The organism is Bacteroides propionicigenes (genome assembly GCF_018390535.1).
In the GTDB taxonomy this organism is placed as follows: Bacteria; Bacteroidota; Bacteroidia; order Bacteroidales; family Bacteroidaceae; genus Bacteroides; species Bacteroides propionicigenes.
In genome coordinates this window covers 1-21,806 of sequence record NZ_JAHBBW010000005.1, presented here as the reverse complement: position 1 = coordinate 21,806, position 21,806 = coordinate 1, and the positions used below count along the sequence as shown (strand labels likewise).

Sequence of the window (21,806 nt, the reverse complement as noted above, 5' to 3'; positions counted from 1 at the left end):
TGATAAAGTTATAATGTGATAGAGTGACAAGGTATCACCTTTTATCCTCTTCCTTCCGGTCCTTTCCGTATCGCCTTCAACATAATGCCCACTTCCGCAATCAGCATAATGGTGAACAACACGAGGAAGATAAAGAACGTTATCTGCACCGAGCCAACATCCAGTTTGGAGATAGCGGCACTGGTAGGCAGCATATCCTGAATGGCCCACGGCTGACGTCCGCATTCGGCTACTACCCAGCCTGCCTGTCCTGCAATATAGCCCAGCGGAATGGTCAGCATTGCCACCCAATGCATCCAGCGCATCTGTGACAAGTCTTTCTTATAGGCAAGAACCAAAATTACGATGAAGAATAGGATGAAGTATCCGCCCAATATCACCATGACACGGAACATATAGAATGTAAGCGGTACGTTGGGAACCAGTTCATTTACATCTTTAATATATCCATAACCGAAATACGCCACATTCTCTTTCAGTACTTTGGCTGCCACCTGTGCTTCGGCATCATTGCCCGCAGCTTTAGCCTTTCGATAGGCGGAGAAAGCTCCGATGGCCGTCTTTCCCTTTTCAATCTTTTCCTCGGCGGAGAGTGCAGTCGTTCCGTCTTTCAGAGGATATCCGCCCTTCAACAAATCATTGATGCCCGGTACAAAAGCCTTTGAATCACGTTCGGCAAGCAAAGAAAGGAATTTGGGAATCTCCATACGGAAAAGAAAAGCATCTTTTCCGTCATCAGCCGTTTCCTTTTCAGGATTAAGAATACCGAATGCCACCAACCCGGCACCTTCCCGTCCCTGATAGTAACCTTCCATGGCAGCCAGCTTCATAGGCTGTTTTTGCGCCACCTGATAACCGGAACCGTCACCTGTCCATGCGGAAAGTATGGCAGCACACAGTCCCACCCAGGCAGCTATCTTTATGCTTGACAAGGCAAACTTCTTCTCACGATTTTTCCACAAATACCAACAACTTACACCTACCACAAACACAGCAGCCAGTACCCAGCCGGACAATATACTGTGGAAAAACTTGTTGACAGCCATCGGTGAAGTAGCCACAGCCCAAAAGTCCACCATCTCATTGCGGGCAGTATCGGGATTGAACTCCATACCCACCGGATTCTGCATCCAAGCGTTTGCCACCAGAATCCACCAAGCGGAAATAGTGGCTCCCAGTCCTGTAAGCCAAGTAGAAGCAAGGTGGAAACGTTTGCTCACCTTGTCCCAGCCGAAGAACATCACCGCTATGAACGTGGCCTCCATGAAGAACGCCAAGATACCTTCGATAGCAAGCGGAGCACCGAAAATATCGCCCACAAACCAGCTGTAGTTACTCCAGTTCGTACCGAATTCAAACTCCAGAATCAATCCCGTAGCCACACCTATGGCGAAATTGATGCCGAAGAGCTTCATCCAGAACTTGGCAGTGTGTTTCCAAAACTCGTCACCCGTACGGTAATACGCCGTTTCCATGATGCCCATAATTACCGCCAGTCCTAAAGTAAGCGGCACAAAAATCCAATGATAGATAGCGGTCAAGGCAAATTGCGCTCTCGACCAGTCAATCAGAGAAGTGTCAATGTTTTCAAGCATGAGAATTAAATGTTAATTATTAAGTGTTACATATAAGAGAGGTATAAATAATCACTATTCCCCTCCTGCCCGCAGTATCAGTTCCCGACTGACATAATCTTCCTTATCAGCGCCTACCGCAGCTTTATTCAGATAGTTAGGAAAGAAGAAAAGACGGAGGATGAAAAACATGATAAATAGTTTGATTGCGATTATCAGCCACAAAGTACGCCCTAATGTCATACTTCGGAAGCCTTCAAGATAGAATCGCCAGATACCGGTTACGAGGTTTCTCATAGGAGCTTAATTTATAATCATTACAAATATAAAATACTTTTATATAAATAACAAATAAAAGCCTAAAAAGTTAATTATCGGCAGAAAAAAGTAATCAGCCGACACAAATCCGGTCAACATCTATTGTTTTTGCGGCTTTCAAGAGCGCCGCATACCTTTGTCAAAGTAAAAAACTATAGAACTTAGGTAATATGATAAACGTAAGAAGATTGACAATGGTGTCGCTGTGTGTGGCAAGTACTTGTACCTGCAATATAACGCTGCAGGCGCAAGATGCCGTCACCGGTGTACAGCAACAGGACAGCGTGCACGCACTTCCTGCACAATGGGATTTGCAGACTTGCATTGACTACGCTTTACAGCAGAACATCACCCTTCGCAAGAACCGTCTCAATGCTGAAAGTAGTGAAGTGGATGTAAAGACTGCCAAAGCAGCCCTCTTCCCCAGCCTTACGGCATCTGTAAGCCAACGTATTGTAAACCGTCCCAATAGCGAAGTCAGCACGATTATTGACGGTGACAACATCACCAGCAGCCAAAGCAAGACCAGCTATAACGGCAGCTACGGTATAGATGCCAATTGGACACTCTACAACGGCAGCAAGCGGCTGAACACCCTGAAACAACAACGCATGAACAACCGTATCGCCGAATTGAACGTAGCGGAAACAGAGAACAGTATCGAAGAAAGCATCACGCAGACCTATGTACAGATACTCTATGCCGCCGAAGCCGTCAAAGTGAACGAAGCAACCCTCGATGTCAGCCGGGCGGAATGCGAACGGGCACGCGCCTTGCTTGCAGCAGGAAGCATCGCCAAGAGCGACCTCGCCCAACTGGAAGCGCAAGTCAGTACAGACAAATATCAGTTGGTAACCGCACAAGCCACTCTGCAAGACTATAAGTTGCAACTGAAGCAGCTTCTCGAACTGGACGGCGAAGAAGAAATGAACCTCTACATCCCTACACTTGGCGATGAGAATGTATTGTCTCCGTTACCCTCAAAGACAGATGTATATCGTTCCGCCCTCACTTTACGTCCTGAAATCGAGGCAGGCAGACTGAACGTCAAGGCCTCGGAACTTGATATCAACATCGCCCGTTCCGGCTACATTCCCACCGTCAGTTTAAGTGCAGGCATAGGAAGCACCAACACCAACGGCAACGACTTCACCTTTGGTGAACAAATCAAACAGAATTGGAACAACTCACTGGGAGTAACCGTAAGCATACCTATCTTCAACAACCGCCAAACCAAAAGCGCCGTACAGAAAGCCAAAATCCAGAAGCAATCCAGCGAACTGGACTTACTGGACAATCAGAAAGCCCTGTACAAGACCATTGAAGGATTGTGGCTGGATGCCAACAGTGCCCAGCAGCGTTATGTGGCTGCCATAGAGAAGCTGCGCAGCACACAAATCAGTTACGACCTCATTCAAGAGCAGTTCAACCTCGGCATGAAGAACACCGTGGAACTTCTGACAGAGAAGAGTAACCTACTCAGCGCACAGCAGGAAATGCTACAAGCCAAATACATGGCGATACTGAACACGCAACTGTTGATGTTTTATCAGGGAGAGAAGATTGCGCTCTAATAAATCTCCGAAAGTAAAAAGATATATCAAGTAAGATTAAACAAATCAATAAAGACATATAGAGTATGAACAAGAAGAAAATTATCCTCATCACTGCAATTGTCGTTGTAGTGGCCTGTGCAGGCTTCTGGCTCTTCGGCGGCTCCAAAGCCAAGCATAAGGTGACCTATGAGACAGCCACCGTAACCAAAGGTGAGATATCGGAATCGGTAACCGCCACCGGCACAATCGAACCGGTAACAGAAGTGGAAGTCGGCACGCAGGTCAGCGGCATCATCGACAAAATATATGCCGATTACAATTCCGTAGTCACCAAAGGCCAGCTAATAGCTGAAATGGACCGCGTGACACTGCAAAGCGAGGTGGCTTCACAACGTGCCGCATACAACGGTGCAAAAGCTGAATACGAGTATCAGAAAAAGAACTACGAACGCAACCGGGGATTGCACGAGAAACAACTCATCAGTGACACCGATTACGAGCAGTCTGTCTACAATTACGAGAAAGCCAAAAGCAACTACGAAAGCAGCCAGGCATCGCTGGCAAAGGCGGAGCGCAACCTGTCATACGCTACAATCACCTCGCCCATTGACGGGGTAGTCATCAACCGTGCGGTAGAAGAAGGACAGACGGTGGCATCCGGCTTTGAGACTCCTACCCTGTTTACCATTGCCGCCGACCTGACACAGATGCAGGTGGTGGCCGATGTGGATGAAGCCGATATAGGCGGTGTGGAAGAAGGGCAGCGCGTAACATTTACCGTAGATGCTTATCCTAACGATACGTTTGAAGGTACTGTAACGCAAATCCGTTTGGGAGAGGACAGTTCTACAAGCTCTACCGGCACATCCACAACAGTCGTTACCTACGAAGTGGTTATCTCCGCCCCCAACCCCGACCTGAAGCTGAAACCTCGTCTGACGGCGAATGTCACGATTTACACGCTCGACCGTAAAGATGTTCTTTCCGTTCCTGCGCGTGCTCTTCGCTTCACTCCCGAAAAGCCGCTTATCGGTGACGATGACATCGTGAAAGACTGTCATGGCGAGTACAAACTCTGGACTCGTGAAGGGAATACATTCACCGCGCATCCGGTAGTGGTGGGCATTTCCAACGGCATCAACACGGAAATTATCAGCGGCATCAATGAAGGCGCAGTGGTAGTGACTGAAGCCACCATAGGACGTATGCCGGGAGAAGGTGTAGCAGGTATGCCACAGGAAGCAAGCGGCGAGAAGAGCCCTTTCATGCCGGGTCCTCCGGGAGGAAACAAGAAGAAGAGTAAATGATAATTTTACAAACATATATCATTAATCATGAGCAAAGCCGTAATTGAACTTCAGAATATAAAGCGCAACTTCCATGTGGGAGACGAAACGGTACATGCACTGCGGGGCGTATCGTTCTCCATCAATGAAGGAGAGTTCGTCACGATTATGGGTACATCCGGTTCGGGAAAGTCAACGTTGTTGAACATACTCGGCTGTCTGGACACACCTACGGTAGGCGAGTACCTGTTAGACGGTATCTCCATCCGCACCATGAGCAAGTCCCAACGTGCCGTACTTCGCAACCGTAAAATAGGTTTCGTTTTCCAAAACTACAATTTGCTGCCCAAAACTACAGCCGTAGAGAACGTGGAATTGCCGTTGATGTACAACTCCTCCATATCGGCTTCCGAACGCCGCAAACGGGCTGTTGAAGCACTGAAAGCCGTAGGACTGGGCGACCGTCTGGAACACAAGTCCAATCAGATGTCCGGCGGTCAGATGCAACGTGTGGCCATTGCCCGCGCACTGGTGAACGATCCTGCCGTAATATTGGCAGACGAAGCCACCGGTAATCTGGACACACGAACCTCGTTCGAGATTCTGGTGCTTTTCCAAAAGCTGCATACCGAGGGACGTACCATCATCTTCGTAACGCACAATCCGGAGATAGCCCAATACAGCAGCCGCAACATCGTATTGCGCGACGGACAAGTGAAAGATGACAAAGTCAATCCCGATATTCTGAATGCCGCCGAGACATTGGCGGCATTGCCCAAGCAAGAGGATGATTAACACAGTTTCGTGTAAGACTAAAATAATTTCATAAAACAGTAAACTAATGAATGGAACCAACCTTTTCAAAATAGCTCTCCGGGCACTTGCCAACAATAAGCTGCGGGCATTCCTCACCATGTTGGGCATCATCATCGGTGTGGCATCCGTCATCACGATGCTCGCTATCGGGCAAGGTTCGAAGAAAAGTATTCAGGCGCAAATCTCCGAAATGGGCTCTAATATGATAATGATTCATCCGGGAGCGGATATGCGTGGCGGTGTCCGCCAAGACCCCAGTGCCATGCAGACACTAAAGCTTGCTGACTACGAGGCGCTGCGCAACGAAACGAACTTCCTGTCTGCAGTCAGCCCCAACGTCTCCTCTTCGGGACAGCTTATCGCGGGCAACAACAACTACCCCTCTTCTGTAAGCGGCGTAGGTACGGACTATCTCGAAATCAGGCAGCTTACGGTGGACAACGGCACGATGTTTACCGAAACCGATATACAGACCTCCGCCAAAGTATGTGTCATCGGCAAGACGATACAGGATAATCTTTTCCCCAATGGAGAGGACCCCGTAGGACGCATTATCCGCTTCAACCAAGTGCCTTTCCGCGTGGTGGGTGTACTCAAGGCAAAAGGTTACAACAGTATGGGTATGGACCAAGACGACGTTGTACTTGCCCCTTACACCACCGTAATGAAGCGTTTGCTTGCTCAGACCTACCTGCAAGGCATCTTCGCCTCCGCACTCACCGAGGACATGACGGACAATGCCACCGATGAAATTACCAAAATTCTGCGTCGCAACCATAAGCTGAAAGACAATGACGACGATGATTTCACCATACGCAGCCAGCAGGAGCTCAGTTCGATGCTGAATACCACCACCGACCTGATGACCACGCTACTCGCCTGCATTGCAGGCATATCGCTGGTAGTAGGCGGCATCGGTATTATGAACATCATGTATGTGTCCGTAACGGAGCGCACCCGTGAAATCGGCTTGCGTATGAGTGTGGGTGCCAGAGGGGTGGATATTCTGTCGCAGTTCCTTATTGAAGCCATCCTTATCAGTATCACAGGCGGACTTATCGGTGTCATTATCGGCTGCGGTGCAAGCTGGATAGTGAAGAGTGTGGCTCATTGGCCCATTTACATACAAGCGTGGAGCGTGTTCCTCAGTTTCGCCGTTTGTACGGTGACGGGAGTGTTCTTCGGGTGGTATCCTGCCAAAAAAGCCGCAGACTTGGATCCGATAGAAGCTATACGGTATGAGTAATCGCTAAAAAAGACTATCTTTGCATTCATATGAAACAATTTCTCTACTCACGTTCACGCATCATTGAAGCCCTGATTCACATCATCGGCTGGGGAATTGTGTTTGCATTTCCTTTCGTGATGATGACACGCAGCGGATTCACCATTACGCTGATGGAATATCTGCGTCATGGCAGTGTCGTTCCGCTCTCGTTCCTCATTGTGTTCTACAGTAACTACTGTTTCCTCATTCCTCATTACCTGTTCGAGGGGCGCATCAGGAAATATCTGTTGCTGAACGTCTTGCTGATAGTCTGTGTTACCGCCGGAGTGCACTTCTGGCAGGAGTACGCATTCCATACTTATGTAAAAGACGCGAACGAGGGCAGACGACACATGGGACCGCCGAAGTGGATATTCATCATGCGCGATTTATTCTCCATGATACTTACCGTAGGGTTGAGTGCGGCTATCCGCCTTAGCGGGCGTTGGGTACAAGTAGAAGCCGCCCGTCGCGAAGCCGAGAAAAGTCGTACGGAAGCGGAATTGAAGAACCTGCGCAATCAGCTCAATCCTCATTTCTTGCTCAATACGCTGAACAACATCTATGCCCTCATAGCCTTTGATGCGGACAAGGCGCAAGTTGCCGTACAAGAACTGAGCCGCCTTCTGCGTCACGTACTCTACGATAATCAGCAAAACTTCGTAGCATTGGGCAAAGAAATGGATTTCATCAAGAATTACATCGCACTGATGCGCATCCGCCTCTCCTCCAATGTTACCGTCGAAACACGTTTCGACATTCGTCCGGACAGCCCTACGGAGATTGCTCCGCTGATATTTATTTCTCTTATAGAGAATGCGTTCAAGCATGGCATCTCTCCCACCGAGCCCAGTTATATCCGCATCTACTTCAGTGAAAGCGCCGATGAGGTACGGTGTGAAATCGCCAATAGCCACCACCCTAAAGACGAAGCCGACAAGAGTGGAAGCGGCATCGGTCTGGAACAGGTGCACAAGCGTTTGGAGCTGACCTACCCCGGTCAGTACCAATGGCTGCATGGCGTAAGTGAGGATGGAAAAGAATATAAATCAGTATTAGTAATCAATCACGGATAATATGAATTTGAAGTGCGCAATTGTAGATGACGAACCGTTGGCCCTGAATCTTTTGGAGAGTTACGCCAACAAAACCCCGTTTTTAGAACTCACAGGTAAATACTCCAGTGCGGTACAGGCTATGAACGACCTGTCGGACAAGGCTGTCGACCTTCTGTTCCTCGACATCCAAATGCCCGAACTCAACGGGCTGGAGTTCTCTAAAATGGTAGATACGCATACCCGCGTTGTTTTCACCACCGCCTTCGACCAATATGCCATAGATGGCTACAAGGTCAATGCGCTCGACTACTTGCTGAAACCCATCTCGTATGTAGATTTCCTGCAAGCCGCCAATAAGGCCGTACAATGGTTTGAACTCTTGCAACAACCCAAAGAGGAAATCGAAAGTATCTTCGTAAAAAGCGATTACAAGCTTGTACAAGTGGAGCTGAAAAACATCCTTTACATCGAAGGGCTGAAAGACTATATCAAAATCTACGAAGAGAACTCTCCCAAGCCCATCCTCTCACTCATGAGCATGAAATCCATGGAAGAACTTCTGCCCGCTTCGCGCTTCATGCGTGTACACCGTTCCTACATTGTCCAAAAGGATAAAATACGTATCATCGACCGCGGACGTATTGTCTTTGGCAAGAACTACATTCCTATCAGTGACAGCTATAAGCAAGTTTTTCAAGATTTTCTTAATAAAAGGAGTTAAAAAGACACCCATTCGTATATGTTTTATTGAAAATGGTCGATTTCTAATAATATCCTATTGCATATTAAAAGATGTTTTTTTACCTTTGCGGCGAACAGATAGGAGTTGTGAAACTCCCCCAATAGAATAGTTTAGTTAAGTCTAGTTTAGTTTTTGTGTAAGCACTTCCTCCGTAAGCGAACGTTGGAAGTGCTTTTATTTATAGGCTTATACTAATAAAGCCTTTTTGTAAGTCATGGGGCAAAGATAATAGTTATAATGCAAAAGAATAGGGATATTCCTTATGTTCTAATTTTAAGGAATATCCCCAAATTCTGTCTTTCTATTGCTATATATAGCAAGGAAGTGATCCGTTAAAGAATGCTGTTACATCATTCGCTTATTATACGGCAGGTGTAACTTCCAAATCCAATGACTTTAAGTCTATATCCCGCGAGGAATTACCATACAATATTTGATATTTACCGGGGAAAATTTTCAATCCGTCCACATCTGCATTATAATAAGCAAACGATTCAGGTTCGAGTGTGATTTTCACCTTTTCACTTTTACCCGCTTTTATATCCTGACGTACGTAGCCTTTAAGTGATTTGATAGGTGCATTAGGATTGGTCAGACTTTTAACATATACTTGTACTATTTCAGCACCATCCATTTTACCGGCATTGGTTACAGGAATGGTAATTTCTACTTTCTCACCAGCCTTAATAGAATTGGAAGAGAGGGTTGCTGCACCAAATTTAAAATTTGTATAACTCAACCCATAACCAAATGCATATTGAGGTTCACCTTTAAAATAGCGATAAGTACGGTTATCCATGCTGTAATTGGTGAATTCGGGTAACTGTTCCGTTGACTTGTAGAATGTTACCGGAAGTTTTCCGGAAGGATTATAATCTCCAAACAGTACGTCGGCAACGGCTGTACCTCCTTCTTGACCCGGATACCAAGCTTGCAAAAGTGCATCGTATGCATAATCAATGTCAGCTAATGCTACGGCACTACCGGAACAGTTTACATAGATTACAGGTTTGCCGGTTTCGCGCATTGCTTTTAAGAAACGCTTTTGCACATCAGGCAACTCAATTCTCGCACGCTCATGTCCTTCACCTTCTTGTGTGGGAGTAATTCCACCTACATATATAATGACCTCAACATCCTTAATTTTCTCTTTCAATTCCTCAAATTCCGCCAGTTTGCGTTCATACATATCAACAGAGAGTTGTGAGACTCTTCCTTCTTTACCGGATTTATAGTCAAGGGCAATCTGATAGGTTTCGCCTTCTTTTACTTGAAGTGTATAAATGGAACCACGTCTGCCTTTCATAGATGCAGTAAACTCTCGGCGTTGAGCTTCTGTAAGTTCCATCCCCGGAGTATATTTAAACGACAACTCCTTGGGAGCATATTCGCCTATCTTTTTATTATTAACCTTTAGTACATAATTGTCACCCCTGACAGAGAAGCAAAGAGTACCGGTGAAATCAGGAACGTATGTTCCGGAATATTTGGCGCTAAAATCTGAAGAAGGTACATCTTTTCCAAAACCGTATCCGCCTTCTGTACGGAAGTTGATTGTTTCTGTATGGCTTGTATTGATTACTTCTCCTGAAAAGTCGGGTGTGGCATAGTATTGGGCCAAAAATCCTTTTTGTGTATCATGCTTTACCAGGTGTATTTGCGGTATTTGCAAATAATCAGAATCGATTTCACTGCCACGCTCGGAGATGATACGAGTATTGGGCAGCTTGTTTTGAAGACCTTGCAAAATGGTGATGCAATGAGTAGGCGAGCCGCTGTAGTTGCCACGCATCATAATGGAGTCGTTGATGTTAGGACCAACTACGGCAATAGATTTGATGTTTTTGTCCAATGGCAGTATGTTACCTTCATTTTTTAAGAGAACCTGTGATTCGTGAGCCATCTTCAAAGCATGGTCCCGATGTTCCTGACAATCAATCACACTGCCCGGTATTTTGGAATAAGGTACATATTTGGCAGGGTCCAGTAATCCTAAGCGAAAACGTTCGGTAAGGATACGGCGCAAAGAAACGTCTAAATCTTTTTCCTTGATGATGCCTTTCTCTACGGCTTCTATCAATGCATTGTAGCTTCGTCCGCATTCCAGGTCTGTACCGGTCAGTACTGCATCTGCACTGGCTGCGGCTGCATTCGGATGTGTCTCGTGGCGACCTTTCACATAAAAGTCATTGATGGCATCGCAGTCGCTTACCACCATTCCGTCAAATCCCCAGCGATTACGTAATATATCTACCAATAAACGATTGCTGGCACAGCATGGTTCACCTTCATAGGCACTGTATGCACACATTACTTCACGTACATTTCCTTTAACTACCAGTGTCTCGAAAGCAGGGAGATACGTTTCCCATAAGTCACGCATCGAAACCACGGCATTGAATTCATGGCGTAGTGGTTCTGGACCACTATGTACTCCATAATGTTTGGCACAGGCGTGTGTTTTATAATAATGTTCATCATCGCCTTGCATTCCCAATACGACATTTAAGCCCATTCTTGACATCAGGAAGGGATCCTCTCCATAAGTTTCTTGACCTCTTCCCCAACGGGGGTCTCGGAAGATGTTGATATTTGGAGCCCAAAAAGTAAGATTAGGGATGGCTGATACGTAGGGACCTATATCACCGTCAAGCGGCAAGGTGTTGTAGCGTGCACGCGCTTCGTCCGACACCATTGTATAGGTGGTCAGCTGTGAAGGGTCATCAAAAGTGGCGGCCAATGCGATGGATTGAGGAAATACGGTAACTCCGCCTGCTATCAGACCGTGGCAGGCTTCTCCCCACCAATTATAGGCAGGAATACCCAATCGCTCGATAGCCAATGAACGGTTAATCATCATGCTGACTTTCTCTTGGAGGGTGAGCAACGACATCAAATTGTCAACACGTTCTTCTACTTTTAGTTTAGGATTCTGAAACGGATACTGATACTTCTCTGTTTCCGAGCATGCTGTCCATAGAAGGAGAGCCAGCACACCACACAATAAGATACTCTTTTTTGTCATGTTGTTTTTAGTGTTTTAATAAAAAAAATGGATTGATTGTGATATACAAATAAAATAAAAAAAAATAATATTACGAAGTAATAAGAAGAAAAGTTAGAGTAATATTACATTGATTAAACTTTTTGCACTGATTATGATTTCCCAAAATCAGATAATAAATTCTATATTTGCATTTTTAATACAAAAAAGCATTTATCTCTAATAAATTTACACTGATATCATGACACAAAAGTTAGAAAAACACACAAGGATTGACGTAGCCGATGCGCTGCGCGGGCTTGCCGTTATGGGCATCATCGTTTTGCACTCTATCGAACATTTCAATTTCTATTCCTATCCGGACACTGCCACTCAGAGCGCGTGGCTCAATTTCTCCGATAAGGCCATTTGGGACGGGCTTTTCTTCATGTTCGGCGGGAAGGCATACGCTGTGTTCGCATTGCTATTCGGGTTCAGTTTCTTCGTCCAAGACAATAACCGGCGTGTGCGCGGCAATGATTTCCGTTTACGTTTCTGTTGGCGGTTGGTACTACTGTTCATCATCGGCAATTTCAATGCCGCTTTTTTTACGGGCGAGGTGTTGGTGCTTTATTCGCTGATGGGCTTCATCCTGCCGCTGACTTGCCGGATGAAAGACAAGTGGGTCTTCCTCTTGGGCTGCGTACTGTTGATACAGCCGTTGCCGCTTTACTACGTGATACGCGCTTGCGCGGACTCCTCTTTCGTGACACCGTCCATTCCGTCGGATAGTTTCTGGCAGGCCACTTTCGAGATGCAGAGCCACGGAACGTTCCTCGAAACCCTGCGTGTCAATCTGTGGGAGGGGCAGCTCGCCAGTCTTGCTTGGGCTTGGGACAATGCCCGCGTGTTCCAGACGGCTGCGCTCTTCCTGTTCGGTATGCTGATAGGCCGTCGGGGGCTTTTCCTGCAAGAGAACATAAAGTTCTGGAATAAGGTGCTTTGCGGTGCCCTTGTCGCTTTCTTCCCGCTGTACGGGCTGGGCAATATGTTGCCGGACTTCATCGCTGACAAGTCTGTGCTTGCTCCGCTGAGCCTTATTATCACTTCCCTGTCCAAGTTCTCATTCATGCTGGTACTGGTTTCGGGCGTCATCTTCGCTTTCTACCGGACCAATCTGCGCGGGCTGATGATGAAGATTACCCCTTACGGGAAGATGAGCCTCACGAACTACATCACGCAGAGCATCATCGGTTCTTTCCTGTTCTATAACTGGGGGCTGGGCCTCCATACTCACTGGGGCATCACCGCCAGTTGTCTGGCAGGCATCGGGCTTTTTGTACTGCAACTCGCTTTCTGCCGTTGGTGGATGAAGCGCCATACGCACGGGCCGTTGGAGTATCTGTGGAAGCGTGCCACTTGGCTGAAGTAACAACCTTTTCGGTCCTTTATTGTTATAATTACAAATGAAGACAATATGGACACACCACTCTCGGACATACGAAAAGAATACAAGAAAGGTAAGCTGACACCGAATACGGTATCGGAAACCCCCTTCGGGCAGTTTGCCCGTTGGCTCGATGATGCCCTGCATTGCGGTGAAGACGAGCCTACCGCCATGATTGTCGCCACCGTCTCTCCGGACGGACATCCCTCCACCCGCACCGTATTGCTGAAAGGTGTGGAGAACGGCAGGTTCATTTTCTATACCAACTACGAAAGCCGCAAGGGGCAACAGCTTGCGGCGAATCCCCGCATATCCCTCTCTTTCGTCTGGCATAAGCTGGAGAGGCAGGTACACATCGAGGGGACAGCTGTAAAATGTTCCCCGCAGGAATCGGATGCCTACTTCTCCACCAGGCCCTACAAGAGTAAGATTGGCGCAAGGGTGTCTCCGCAGAGTCATGCCATCAACAGTCGCAGGGAGATTATCCGCGCCTTTGTAAAGGAAGCCGTTAAACTGGCGGGACAGACCGTACAGCGTCCCGGCAACTGGGGTGGTTTCGCCGTCACCCCTACCCGTTTCGAGTTCTGGCAGGGGAGGGAAAGCCGGCTGCACGACCGTTTCCTCTACACTCTCCGGGAAGGAGAACGCTCCCACCCTGCCGCCTCTCCCCATCCGGAATCCGGAAGTTGGGAAATCGTACGTCTTGCGCCTTGATTTAACCTGCCAAGCATTATATCCTATAAATAAAACTTAAAAGGAGAAACAAAGTCAGAATGCTACTGTTAGAGGGAGAAAACTTAAAAGAAGATAGTTATGAATTATGGAATCAGTATTCTTTTTCGTGCCATACCTCTGTTGATGGCTTTGTTTTGTTTCGGCTACGGGGCTTTCGTGCTCGATATGGGGACGGACTCTGCCAAGTATGTAGCCGGCCCGGTGGTGATGTCGTTGGGAATGATTTGCATTGCTTTGTTTGCAACGGCGGCAACCATTATCCGGCAGATTATCCACACTTACAGCACGGTTGCCAAATACGCCCTGCCCGTTTTGGGTTATCTGGCTGCCTTGCTGACCTTCATCTACGGGTGGGAATATATCGGCGAGACTTCCACTGCCGCCCGTTTCGTTGCCGGACACGTCATTTGCGGCGTGGCTTTCATCACCGCTTGCGTGGCAACTACCGCCACTTCCTCCACCCGTTTTACCCTTATCCCCGCCAATTCCAATGCTACGGGACACAATACTCCCCCGCAGGCATTTACCGCCACGCAGGGTAACATCCTTATCGGTGTTGCGGCTCTACTGGCGCTTGCCGCTTGGATATGGACTTTCCGGTTACTTGCGCAGAGCGGTGTGCACAATGCCTACTACGTTGCCGGACACGTCATGGCGGGAATTTCCTGCATTTGCACCGCTCTCGTGGCACTGGTCGCCACCATCGTACGCCAGATACGCAACAGCTATTCGCACACCGAGCGCAAATGGTGGCCTGTGATGGTGCTTGCGGCGGGAACGCTGAGCATTTTTTGGGGCTTGCTGGTAATGGCCAATCCCAATCCTGCAAGGTCCTCCATAGGATATATAATGATAGGATTGGGATTGGTCTGTTACAGTATTTCGAGCAAAGTCATACTGTTGGCGGCAATCTGGCGCAACACCTTCAAGCTGGCAAGCCGAATCCCGCTGATACCTGTATTCACTGCGCTTCTCTGCCTGTTTCTGTCCGCCTTTCTTTTCGAAGCGGCGGGCATACACGATGTCTATTTCGTGCCTGCACGCGTACTGGCGGGCTTGGGCGGCATTTGTTTCACACTCTTCTCCATAGTAAGCATACTGGAGAGCGGCACCTCTAAAGGGTGACCGCTTACCGGGACTCTACCTCTATGTCCGTAAATACATCCACGTCTTCGGCGTGATGCGCCACATAGGCTGCGGGACCGATGTCGCCCGATTTCAGGATGTCATATACTACTTTTGCCTTGCTCTTGCCGGTAATCAGGAATACAATCTTCTTGGCGGCAAAGAGCAGGCAGCCTGTCATGGCAATACGCGGTTGGCCGTTATAAGGATTTATGCTTTCCGCGTACGGCAGGAAGGAAGAGAGCAGGTGTTCCTGTCCGGGGAAGATGGAAGACGTATGTCCGTCATCTCCTGCACCCAGCAGCACCATGTCAAAGGAGGGGAAGCCCCGACGCAGCGGTACGGTGCTGAACACCAAGTCCGAATAGCGTTTCGCTTCTTTCTCCGGGTGGCGGCAGGCTCCGCAGATGGGAAATACGAACTCGTCCGGCATACCCACCTCCTGCAGCAGCAGGCGCAGCATATTGCCGTAGTTGCTGTCCGAGTCGTGCACGGGTACGCAACGCTCATCCACCCAGAAGATGCGCATTCGCATCCATGGGGTTTCCTCGCGGTACTCATGCGCCCAAATGTCAAACATCAGGCAGGGGGTCGTCCCTCCACTGAAAGCAATGTAAAAGATTCTCTCCGGCTCACGGTTCATCATATCTATAATGTAGCGTATAAGAGCACGCGCTGTAGTAGTTGCAGCTGGATATATATAACTTTTCATAATTCGCAGTATTCATCGGTATTGGTCAAATTCTTGCATGGGTTTGTCCATTCGGCTCCATGCTCATTCATCATAGCTTCACTCTCCAAAGGGCCCCATGTTCCCACAGGATAGCCGTATAGCGGGGCGTCAGGATGTTCCTGCCAATATCTCAGCACAGGGTTGAAGAAACGCCATGACGCATCCACGGCATCGCTGCGCGTAAAGAGCGTCTGGTCTCCCAGTATGCAGTCTTCTATCAGGCGGGCATACGCGTCTCCGGTGGGCAGGCCGCCCAAGTCGGAATAGCTGAAGTCCATCATCACTTGTTTCACATCGAACCCCGGGCCCGGCACTTTCATGCCGAACTTCAGCACGATGCCCTCATTGGGTTGCAGGCGCAGAATCAGTTTGTTGGCGCGCGGGCAGTTACCGCCTTCACAACGGAACATCTGGTGGGGTGTCTCGCGGAAGTGCACCACGATTTCGGTTACTTTGGTGGGCATCTGTTTTCCGGTGCGTATGTAGAAGGGGACGCCGCTCCAACGCCAGTTCTCGATGCCGATTTTCATGGCGATGTACGTTTCGGTGCGTGAGTCGGGGGCCACATTCTTCTCTTCGCGATAGCCGGGTTTGGTGGCTGACGCCGTGTATTGTCCTCTCACGATATGCTCGTTGAGGTCTTCCTCGGTCAGCGGCGAGAGAGATTCGTACACTTTCACCACTTCGTTGCGGAAGTTATCGGCGTTGAATACGGCGGGGGGCTCCATGGCTGTGAGCGCCACCAGTTGGATGAGGTGGTTCTGCACCATGTCACGCAACGCTCCGGTTCCTTCGTAGAAGCCGCCCCGCTGTTCGATGCCCAGATTCTCCACCGCTGTAATCTCCACATAGTCTATGTAGTTACGGTTCCAAAGCGGTTCGAAGATACCGTTGGCAAAGCGGAAAGCGAGGATATTCTGTGCCGTTTCCTTGCCCAGAAAGTGGTCTATGCGGTAAATCTGATGTTCCTCGAACGCCGAGGCATAGATACGGTTCAGTTCGCGCGCCGACTCAAGGTCGTAGCCGAAGGGCTTCTCCACGATGATGCGTGTATGGGGCCGGTTCAGCCGGGCGGCTTTGAGGTGGAGGGGAATCACGCCGTACAGGGACGGCGGCGTAGCCAGATAATACAGCATTCCGTCCGGTTCCCGTTCGCCCGTCAGTTCTTGCAGGCGGGTGTCCAGCTTGCCGTAATCGGCGGCTTCGGCGGGATTCAGCGAAAGATAGTGCAACCGGTTGCAGAACCCCGCCATATGTTCGGCAGTATGTTCCTTTGCCGAAACAAAACGTTCCAACTCTGTCCGGATGTAAGTACGGTAGGTATCGTCCTGATACTCGGTACGTCCGATACCCAAAATAGAAAAATCTTCCGGCAGGCGGTTATCCTTGTACAAGGTGTACAGCGCCGGCATCAATTTACGCTTCGTCAGGTCTCCGGAAGCGCCGAAAATTATCATCACAAATCTATTCATAGTTTTTATGTTTTTCCCCCACTCTATACATTATATGTCCCCGACTTCGTATCTCCTCCGTGTCCCGTCCAGTTCTCATGGAAGAATTGTCCTCTCAGCTCGTCCACACGTTCAAAGGTATGCGCTCCGAAGTAGTCGCGCTGCGCTTGAATCATATTTGCAGGCAGCTTGGCTGAAACGAGTGAATAGAAATAGTTCAATGCCGACGAGAAGGCGGGAACCGGAAGTTCCTCCTTCATGGCGTGCGCCACCAAGTGCTTCCAGCCGGAAAGCAGCTGTTTCATCTCATTGCTGAAGTAAGGGGCGAGCAGGAGATGCCGCGGTTTTTCGCTTTGTTCAAAGGCGGCGGCAATGTCGTTCAGGAAGATGCTGCGGATGATGCAGCCGCCCCGCCACATACGGGCGATGGAGGCGAGGTCGAGGTTCCACCCGAAAGCGTCCGAAGCGCGTTGCAGCACGGCAAAACCTTGTGCATAGGACACCAGCTTGGACGCATACAGCGCCGAGTAAATGTCCTTCACCATTTCGGGTTTGTTGTACACCACATCCGTGCGTTGGCACGCAAAATGCTTGGATGCCGCTTCGCGCAGGCCTTTTTGTGCCGACAGGCTTCGTTCAAAGACCGCTGTGGCAATCAGTCCCAACGGCATGCCCAGTTCCATCGCATTGATTACCGACCATTTGCCGGTTCCTTTTTGCCCGGCGGCGTCCAGAATCTTGTCTATCAGATAGCCGCCGGACTTATCCTTATGTTGCAGGATGCGGGCGGTAATCTCAACAAGATAGCTGCGCAGCTTGCCTTCGTTCCAATGGGAAAAGACGGAGGACATCTCCTCGTTATCCAGCTTCAGCAGGTTCTTCATCACCCAGTAGGCTTCGGAGATAAGCTGCATATCGCCGTATTCTATTCCGTTATGAATCATCTTGACAAAGTGACCGGAGCCCGCAGGTCCCACCCACTGGCAGCAGGGCGTGCCGTCGGATGCTTTGGCGGCGATGCTCTGCAAGACGGGTTTCACATCCTCCCATGCGCTCACCGAGCCGCCCGGCATGATGGAAGCGCCGTTCAGCGCACCCTCTTCACCGCCCGAAACGCCTGCGCCTACAAAGCGGAAACCTTTCTCCTCCGCCAGCGCCACGCGGCGGTTGGTATCTTCGTAGTTGGAGTTGCCGCCGTCTATCAGTATATCTCCCGGCGACAGCAGCGGAAAGAGTTGTTCCATCAGTTCGTCCACGGCACTGCCTGCACGAACCATCATCATTATTTTGCGTGGAGTGGCAACAGATTCCACAAAGCGTGCCATATCCGTATAACCTCTAATATTTTTACCCCGTGCGCGCCCGTTTATGAAACGTTCCACCACGCCTTCTTCAATCCCCGGAACCGTACGGTTATAAACCGAAACTTGCCAGCCCTTGTCTGCCATATTCAGTGCGAGATTCTCTCCCATTACGGCAAGACCTATTAGTCCAATGTCAGTTTTATTTAAAGTCTCCATATACTTGTAAATTTTATCTTCATAGTTGAAACAAAAAGTAACGCCCGTTTGTTCATGTCAAGTTTGAAATTATTCCATATTACAAATTTACTATCCGAGCGGATTGTCCTTATCCCCCTCGTCGGGAATCCCGCTACCATTGCCGCCGCCACCGGAGTTTTCACCGTCTATCGCTGCCTGCACATCGAGAAATTCAATCTTCTCCCCGGCACGCGTGGAAGTAAGGTTCGGCTTTACGATTTCATTGAATTTCAACCGATTATAATACGCTTTTTACTTCCGTAATCCATGATTTTTCCGTATATTTGAGCTACATTTAAGAGAGTAAAAACAGCTATTATCAACCACTTAAAACAAAAAAAGAAGATGGAAAACCATTGCATTGAAGAGCCGTTCATTATCCGTTCCTACCGGAAAGCGGAGTTAGCACACCTGTACAATCCCGATATGCCGCTCGTGCCCGCCATGCGCAAGATGCGCTATTGGATAAAGAGAAACCCCGCACTGTACAACGCCATGTACAGTGCGGGAGAAGGCCCCGGAGACCACCACTATACGAGGAGGCAGGTGAGGATGATTGTGGAGACGCTCGGAGAGCCGTAAAACTATCTGTCATTCAGAGAGTGTCTGTCATTCAGAGAGTATCCTGTCATTCAGAGCGAAGCGAAGAATCTCTTCCCTGTATTATAAGAGAAAGTAGATTCTTCGCTTCGCTCTGAATGACAGGATACTCTCTGAATGACAGACATCCCCAAAATCTGCATAAACTACAATTGCCTGTCTTGCAAATCCCATTTGATATACATCAAACGGACTTTGCACCACAGGCAAAACTTTTTTTGATGTACACCTATTGCCTGAAGTTCCGTTCCACCTCGTCCGACCGGTACTTCACCACCCCATACTCCGTACTGCCCTGATTGTTGGTGCGCGTCTCGAACTCATACTTCTCGAGCGCCTGCACCAATTCCTGTTGCGTCTGCCGGTTCACCTGCACCTTGCCGTAAATGGTGAGGTGAGTGAGGATGGCGGAGGCAGGCATCCACTGCACCGACAAGTCCTCCGGAAGGGGGCGGCGGAAGAAGATGAACAGGTTCTCCTCCACCGGGTCCTTCATGCGGTGGCGTTCGTTATGCGTGTTCAGGCAGTCTATCTCGTCGCCCTCGTACCAATAGCGGAAGCCGCTGTCCAGCAGTGACATCGCCTGAGAGTAGACACCCTGATAGTTCACGGGACGCCCGTAGTCCACAGAAAGCACCTCCGAGGGGAGGAAACGGCGGTTGCCGTCAATGTCCTGCAGGCACTGGCGCTTGTTCGTGCTGGCTATGAACGAGGCGTGGCGCGCAAAACAGAAGGCCTGCGTATCGTACACCTTGCGTAGCGTCACGCTCTCCTGCGTGATGATGCGCTTCAGCCCCGCGAGGTCCGAAGGCCTCACGCCCTGAAACTCCTCCATGTTGATGAGGTAGCGGGTGGAGAGCAGCAGCATGTCGTCCTTGCTGTCCGGAGAAATCATGCCCGTATGGTAGTACTCGCTCCATTCGGGCGGCAGCAGCCGGCTTATCCACGTGCTCTTGCCCTTGCCCTGGCCGCCGAAGAGTATCAGCACAAGCTGGTTCACTTTCTTCCCGTCCAGCGCACACGCCACAGAGCCTACCAGCCAGCGGCGGAAACTCTCGCGCCAAAACTCCCTGTCCGCCGTCTGCACCGTATCCGCCAGTCCGCCGATGTAGTCCGTGGCGCCGTCCCATGCCGGGAGGTTCAGCAGGTAGTCCTCGAAGGGATTGAACAAAGGCGCGTAGTCCGAGTCCACAATGGCCCTCAGCGTGTTCAGCGAGCAGTTGATGCCCTCAGTCAGCAGGCCCACGTAGATGGAGTTCAGGTCTTTCAGGCGCAGGGGGCTGAAGGAGGAAGGCGCGGTGCGGGCGTCCTCCTGCCCGGTGTCTCCCGTTTCGCAGAACTCCAGACGGTCCAGCACCGTATTGCGGCGGAAACGGTAGCGCAGCGCAAGGAAGTCCATGATGCGGCTCGCTGCGGGCACTTTCTCCTCCTTCGCTTTCTCGGCGGCGCAGGTCTTGCTCACATACAGGTAGGCGTTGCCGATGGCGGTATCCACGTCCAGACCGTCTTGCCGGAAGTCCCGCCGGGCAAGGGCGGCGGCAACCTCTTGGGGGATGTCCTTGCGGAAGCAGCGGTTGCCCAGTATGAAGAGGAAGTTGTCGCGGTTGCCCTTGCGGAAGTTCTCCGTGCGGCGGGTGGTGTTGAGCGCCTTTTTATATTCCATGAGATGCCAGGGAGCGATGTCGGGAGGCAGGGAGGGCTCGTCGCCCTCCTGCGCCTTGTGCTCCTGCGTTCCGCCGTCCGCCGGGATCTTTGCCGCCGGCTCCGCTGCCGCCGCTTTCTTCCTCCTCTCTCCCGCCTTAGCGACTTTCTCCGGCACCGTCACGCGTGTGGTCACCTCCTCAATCTCCGCCAGCAGGGAGGTGTTCAGGTACGCCTGTGCATCAAACGAGGCGAAGAACCCGCGGCTGATGTCCTTGCCGCTCACATCCACCGGCAGCCCGATGAGCCGCTCCACGTACAGGCGTGCCGACTCGTACATCAGCGCATGGTGGTTCTCCAGTTCGGCGTACGTGATGACGGGTACGGAGAAAGTCGTCTTGCGCAGGCGACGGGCATACTCCGTACGCAGGTACAGGAATATCTTGAAACCGTGGCGCTTGGGCGTGAGGAAGCACGCCACCACGTCCGCGTCAGCCTCGAGCAACCGGCGGACAGCATCCACCCGGTCGTCCGCCAGGCCGTCCACGTCTATGGTGATGACGGGGTTGTAGCGCAGCAGGCTGTGCGCCTGCCGCAGCGAGGAGTAATTTCCCGTGAGCGTGAAAAAAGGGAGCTGTTTCTTCACGGCGTTCGCTTTGGCAAGGTCGCCCAGGCGGAGGTGCTGTTCCACCTTTTGGACGGTGTGGAAGTAGGCGCCGTTGCGGATATTGGTTATCACGGTGGTGAGGTTTGTTTCGCCGGAAACGGCGGAGAAACCGCGGTAAGCGGTAATCTTGATGTTATTCATTTAACGGTTTGTTTTTAGTTTGTCTTCATTGACGGGGGCAAAGGTAAAGGTACGCTTCCGAATACGAAAATAGCCCTCTCCCCCCGTGGGGAGGGTCCGCCCCACTTATTTCGGATGCGTGCCGG

Annotated in this window: 18 protein-coding genes; 10 read left to right on the top strand and 8 right to left on the bottom strand. The window is 50.0% G+C overall.

The genetic code is table 11. The features are described 5' to 3' along the window. Nucleotides 1-41: 41 nt before the first annotated feature. Together KG118_RS08450 and KG118_RS08445 are read right to left on the bottom strand one after the other, a co-directional pair. Complete coding sequence (locus KG118_RS08450; protein ID WP_117710262.1) at nucleotides 42-1,595, bottom strand: cytochrome ubiquinol oxidase subunit I; 1,554 nt, start codon at nucleotides 1,593-1,595, stop codon at nucleotides 42-44. A 54-nt stretch (nucleotides 1,596-1,649) separates the two neighbouring features. After that, nucleotides 1,650-1,871, bottom strand: coding sequence for a DUF4492 domain-containing protein (locus KG118_RS08445; RefSeq protein ID WP_117710263.1), 222 nt, complete (start codon nucleotides 1,869-1,871; stop codon nucleotides 1,650-1,652). A gap of 191 nt (nucleotides 1,872-2,062) precedes the next feature. On the opposite strand from KG118_RS08445, the gene KG118_RS08440 reads away from it, so the two are divergent. The 6 genes from KG118_RS08440 (at nucleotide 2,063) to KG118_RS08415 (ending at nucleotide 8,596) form a co-directional block, all read left to right on the top strand. Further along, complete coding sequence (locus tag KG118_RS08440; RefSeq protein ID WP_117710264.1) at nucleotides 2,063-3,466, top strand: TolC family protein; 1,404 nt, start codon at nucleotides 2,063-2,065, stop codon at nucleotides 3,464-3,466. Between the two features lie 65 nt (nucleotides 3,467-3,531). Further along, nucleotides 3,532-4,755, top strand: a complete 1,224-nt coding sequence (locus KG118_RS08435) for an efflux RND transporter periplasmic adaptor subunit (RefSeq protein ID WP_117710265.1) — start codon at nucleotides 3,532-3,534, stop codon at nucleotides 4,753-4,755. 27 nt (nucleotides 4,756-4,782) lie between these two features. Beyond that, on the top strand, nucleotides 4,783-5,529 hold the full coding sequence (locus tag KG118_RS08430) for an ABC transporter ATP-binding protein (RefSeq protein ID WP_117710266.1): 747 nt from the start codon (nucleotides 4,783-4,785) through the stop codon (nucleotides 5,527-5,529). A gap of 46 nt (nucleotides 5,530-5,575) precedes the next feature. Beyond that, entirely contained in the window at nucleotides 5,576-6,796 is a 1,221-nt protein-coding gene (locus KG118_RS08425; RefSeq protein WP_117710267.1) for an ABC transporter permease, read from the top strand. A gap of 29 nt (nucleotides 6,797-6,825) precedes the next feature. Next, entirely contained in the window at nucleotides 6,826-7,893 is a 1,068-nt protein-coding gene (locus KG118_RS08420) for a sensor histidine kinase (RefSeq protein WP_117710268.1), read from the top strand. 1 nt (nucleotide 7,894) lies between these two features. Beyond that, nucleotides 7,895-8,596 carry a LytR/AlgR family response regulator transcription factor gene (locus KG118_RS08415; protein ID WP_117710269.1) on the top strand — a complete coding sequence of 234 codons (702 nt, stop codon included), beginning with the start codon at nucleotides 7,895-7,897 and terminating at the stop codon, nucleotides 8,594-8,596. 382 nt (nucleotides 8,597-8,978) lie between these two features. Here KG118_RS08415 and KG118_RS08410 read toward each other — a convergent pair whose 3' ends face one another. Continuing rightward, nucleotides 8,979-11,642 (bottom strand): glycoside hydrolase family 3 C-terminal domain-containing protein, encoded by a 2,664-nt coding sequence (locus KG118_RS08410; RefSeq protein ID WP_117710270.1) that lies wholly within the window; start codon nucleotides 11,640-11,642, stop codon nucleotides 8,979-8,981. A 220-nt stretch (nucleotides 11,643-11,862) separates the two neighbouring features. Here KG118_RS08410 and KG118_RS08405 point away from each other — a divergent pair, with 220 nt between their 5' ends. From KG118_RS08405 to KG118_RS08395, 3 genes are all read left to right on the top strand, one after another. Continuing rightward, nucleotides 11,863-13,032, top strand: a complete 1,170-nt coding sequence (locus KG118_RS08405; protein ID WP_117710271.1) for a DUF418 domain-containing protein — start codon at nucleotides 11,863-11,865, stop codon at nucleotides 13,030-13,032. A 45-nt stretch (nucleotides 13,033-13,077) separates the two neighbouring features. Next, nucleotides 13,078-13,761 carry a pyridoxamine 5'-phosphate oxidase gene (pdxH, locus tag KG118_RS08400; RefSeq protein WP_213388412.1) on the top strand — a complete coding sequence of 228 codons (684 nt, stop codon included), beginning with the start codon at nucleotides 13,078-13,080 and terminating at the stop codon, nucleotides 13,759-13,761. Nucleotides 13,762-13,860: 99 nt separating this feature from the next. Next, complete coding sequence (locus tag KG118_RS08395; protein ID WP_117710273.1) at nucleotides 13,861-14,907, top strand: DUF2776 family protein; 1,047 nt, start codon at nucleotides 13,861-13,863, stop codon at nucleotides 14,905-14,907. A gap of 4 nt (nucleotides 14,908-14,911) precedes the next feature. Here the strand turns inward: KG118_RS08395 and pgl are convergent, their stop codons facing one another. From pgl to KG118_RS08375, 4 genes are all read right to left on the bottom strand, one after another. Beyond that, nucleotides 14,912-15,619: a 6-phosphogluconolactonase gene (gene pgl, locus KG118_RS08390; RefSeq protein ID WP_213388411.1), complete on the bottom strand. Its 708-nt coding sequence runs from the start codon at nucleotides 15,617-15,619 to the stop codon at nucleotides 14,912-14,914. Further along, entirely contained in the window at nucleotides 15,616-17,112 is a 1,497-nt protein-coding gene (zwf, locus tag KG118_RS08385) for a glucose-6-phosphate dehydrogenase (RefSeq protein ID WP_117710275.1), read from the bottom strand. The genes pgl and zwf overlap by 4 nt, the downstream gene beginning before the upstream one ends. A gap of 23 nt (nucleotides 17,113-17,135) precedes the next feature. Next, complete coding sequence (gene gnd / locus KG118_RS08380) at nucleotides 17,136-18,611, bottom strand: decarboxylating NADP(+)-dependent phosphogluconate dehydrogenase (protein ID WP_117710276.1); 1,476 nt, start codon at nucleotides 18,609-18,611, stop codon at nucleotides 17,136-17,138. A 90-nt stretch (nucleotides 18,612-18,701) separates the two neighbouring features. After that, nucleotides 18,702-18,866, bottom strand: coding sequence for a hypothetical protein (locus tag KG118_RS08375; RefSeq protein ID WP_199598705.1), 165 nt, complete (start codon nucleotides 18,864-18,866; stop codon nucleotides 18,702-18,704). Nucleotides 18,867-18,977: 111 nt separating this feature from the next. Between KG118_RS08375 and KG118_RS08370 the strand changes: the two genes are divergently transcribed. Next, nucleotides 18,978-19,214 (top strand): DUF4248 domain-containing protein, encoded by a 237-nt coding sequence (locus KG118_RS08370; protein WP_213388409.1) that lies wholly within the window; start codon nucleotides 18,978-18,980, stop codon nucleotides 19,212-19,214. Nucleotides 19,215-19,461: 247 nt separating this feature from the next. Here the strand turns inward: KG118_RS08370 and KG118_RS08365 are convergent, their stop codons facing one another. Then, a complete protein-coding gene (locus KG118_RS08365) occupies nucleotides 19,462-21,681 on the bottom strand; it encodes a VapE domain-containing protein (RefSeq protein ID WP_213388407.1) in 2,220 nt (739 codons plus the stop codon). Between the last annotated feature and the right edge of the window lie 125 nt (nucleotides 21,682-21,806).